General features: G+C 72.6%; 2 protein-coding genes. One reads left to right on the forward strand and one right to left on the reverse strand.

Features of this window, described 5'->3' with window-relative positions:
• Positions 1-82: 82 nt before the first annotated feature.
• Positions 83-811, reverse strand: a complete 729-nt coding sequence (locus ACFWX1_RS40205; RefSeq protein WP_378395117.1) for an SDR family NAD(P)-dependent oxidoreductase — start codon at positions 809-811, stop codon at positions 83-85.
• A gap of 118 nt (positions 812-929) precedes the next feature.
• Here ACFWX1_RS40205 and ACFWX1_RS40210 point away from each other — a divergent pair, with 118 nt between their 5' ends.
• On the forward strand, positions 930-1,859 hold the full coding sequence (locus ACFWX1_RS40210) for an AraC family transcriptional regulator (RefSeq protein WP_378395118.1): 930 nt from the start codon (positions 930-932) through the stop codon (positions 1,857-1,859).
• Positions 1,860-1,929 lie beyond the last annotated feature (70 nt).

Genomic DNA, 1,929 nt, shown 5'->3' on the forward strand with positions numbered 1-1,929 from the left:
GCTCTCTGGTGGGGCCCCGGCCCCCCGCCAACCCGGGCCCGCCCCCCCCCCCGCGGGGGGGGGGGGGGGGGGCGCCGTGCCCTCACAACCCGTCGAAGAATCCTTCCGGGACAAGGGTTTCGCGCGGCTTCCCGGTCTGGTGCATGCTCCAGAGCAGTTCGGCGAGGTCGGCGGGATCGGCGCTGGGCCGTTCGGCCGCCGGCACGCCTGCGGCGTCGACGACCCGGTGCTCGGCGGCGGCGCTCCCCACGATGAGCGTGCCGACGAAGAGCATGCCGACGTAGACCCCTTTGCCGGCGACCTCCTCGGCGACGGACTGGAGATAGTTCCGCTGCGCGGCCAGTGCGGGCGGCCAGCCGCTCATCCGGGGCAGGCCGCGCAGGGCGGCCGCGCCCTGGGCGCTGAGGATGGCACCACCGCCCTGGTCGAGCATGGCCGGGAGGAACTCCCGGACCAGCGCGAGCAGGGTGTAGAGCGTCTTCGGCATCAGCTCCCGCACCTGCTCCGGGCGCAGGGTGGCGGCGGGGACGAAGCCGGGGTCCGCGGGCGCCGGTCCGTAGTAGAAAGCGTTGAGGGGACCGGTTTTCGCGCGAATCCGGTCGGCCAGGGCAGGGACGGCGTCGCTGTCGGACAGGTCGCCGGTGACGACGTGCGCGGTGATGCCGTCGGCGGCCAGCTCCTCGGCGAACCGCTCCAAGGGGGCTGGGCGACGGGCGACGAGGACGACCTCGTAACCCGCCTGTCCGTAGCGACGGGCGACGGCCTGACCGAGACCGGGGCCCGCGCCGAACACGGCGATCGTCTGGGACATGAAGCAACTCCTGTTCTGCGGCAAAGAAAAGAACCGGGCTTCAGCCAACTCCCCAATGCGAAGACGATCCATAAGAGAACGTCGCGAATACCTTCGCGATCGTCTAGCGTGGGCTGCTGTGGACGTCCTGAGCGATCTGCTGCACCGGGCCCGTGCCCGCAACGCCGTGATCCGGCAGCTGATCCGGCGGCCGCCGTGGTCACTGACCTACGCCGACGCCCCGCCGCTGGCGGTCGTGGCCACGCTCGGCGGCCACGCGTCGATCCGGTTCGACGGCGGCGAGCCCGTCCGGCTCGCCGCGGGCGACATCGCCCTCGTCCGGGGAACGGGCCGCTACACCGTCGCCGACGATCCGGCCACGCCGCCGGAGGTCGAGGTCCGCGACGGCAGGAAGTACTTCATCGGCGGGGAAGAAGTCGTGCACGCCCACCAGAATCTCGCTCCGCGCAGCTACGGCGACGGCCTGCCGGGAGCGACGGTCCTGCTCCGCGGTGCCTACGAACTCCGCGGTGACGTGGGCGACCGCCTGCTGGACATGCTCCCGCCGCTGGCGGTCGTGCCCGCCGGACCGCGGACGCGGGCGGCACTGGACCTGCTCGCCGCCGAGATCGCGCACGACGAGCCCGGTCAGGACGCGGTCCTCGACCGGCTGCTCGATCTCGTGCTGGTACTGGCCTTGCGCGCGTGGTGTGCCCGGCCGGAGGCCACCTCGCCCGCCTGGTACCGGGCGCTGGGCGATGCCGCCATCGGCGAAGCACTGCGTCTCCTGCACGCGGACCCCGCGCACCCGTGGACGGTCGCCGGGCTGGCCGCGAAGGTCGGCATGTCCCGGGCCGCCTTTTCCGCCCGCTTCACCGGCCTGGTCGGCGAACCCCCGCTCACCTACCTCACCGGCTGGCGGATGACCTTGGGAGCCGATCTGCTGCGTGACACCGAGGCGACCGTCGCCACCGTGGCCCGCGAAGTCGGCTACGAGAACGCGTTCGCCTTCAGCGTGGCGTTCAAGCGCGTTCGCGGCGCCAGCCCTTCGGCCTCCGTCATCCCGTAGATCTCCCGCCACGGAGCACCCCACCGCTCCTCCAGTTTCGCGTGGAGGGCACCAGGAATCCCCGAGCAGA

This window comes from Amycolatopsis sp. NPDC059021, from assembly GCF_042739895.1.
Taxonomy (GTDB): Bacteria; Actinomycetota; Actinomycetes; order Mycobacteriales; family Pseudonocardiaceae; genus Amycolatopsis.